Consider the following 275-nt stretch of genomic DNA (forward strand, 5'->3'; position numbering starts at 1 on the left):
CCTCCAACTTCCCGCTGGCGTTCTCCGTGGCCGGCGGCGACACCGCCTCCGCGCTGGCCGCCGGCTGCCCGGTGGTGGTCAAGGCCCACGCCGCCCATCCCGGCACCTCCGAGCTGGTCGGCCGCGCCGTGCAGCGCGCGGTGGCCAGGTGCGCGCTGCCCGAGGGCGTGTTCTCGCTGCTCTACGGCTCCGGCCGCGAGCTCGGCCAGGCGCTGGTGCGCGACCCGCGCATCAAGGCGGTGGGCTTCACCGGCTCGCGCAGCGGCGGCACCGCG

Annotated in this window: 1 protein-coding gene; it reads left to right on the forward strand. The window is 77.8% G+C overall.

Annotated elements, in window-relative coordinates; translation table 11 throughout:
• Positions 1 to 275 (forward strand): aldehyde dehydrogenase family protein (locus tag MYL53_RS17195; protein ID WP_247855294.1); only part of this gene is annotated, 275 nt, incomplete at both ends.

This window comes from Halomonas getboli (genome assembly GCF_023094245.1).
Taxonomy (GTDB): domain Bacteria; phylum Pseudomonadota; class Gammaproteobacteria; order Pseudomonadales; family Halomonadaceae; genus Halomonas; species Halomonas getboli.